General features: G+C 29.7%; 2 pseudogenes. Both read left to right on the forward strand.

The window, feature by feature from the left end:
- Positions 1–251: pseudogene (locus FUA24_RS05140) on the forward strand (preprotein translocase subunit SecY); the annotation flags it as partial.
- A 96-nt stretch (positions 252–347) separates the two neighbouring features.
- Positions 348–417, forward strand: a pseudogene (gene infA / locus FUA24_RS05145) (translation initiation factor IF-1); the annotation flags it as partial.

Below are 417 nucleotides of genomic sequence, written 5' to 3' on the forward strand. Positions count from 1 at the left end.
ATTTAGATAAAATAATGTCTCAAATTACATTGCCAGGTTCTATATTTTTAGCACTAATAGCTATATTTCCAGCTTTTATTGTTAAGCTAATGGATGTACAACAAGGTTGGGCATTATTTTTTGGTGGTACATCATTACTAATTATGGTAGGTGTTGCAATTGATACTATGCAGCAAGTTAATTCGTACTTGTTGAATAGGCATTATGATGGCTTGATGAAAACTGGTAAAAACAGAAAAGCAGTAGCATAAATTAGAGTATAGAAAGTTAGTGGTTAGTATTTATAAAATGTTTTATAAAAATATAGTTATAACAAAATAAAACTAACAACAACTAAAAACTAAAATATGGCAAAACAAGCAGCAATAGAGCAAGACGGAACAATTATAGAGGCATTATCAAACGCCATGTTTCGTG

It is taken from the genome of Seonamhaeicola marinus, from assembly GCF_008085455.1.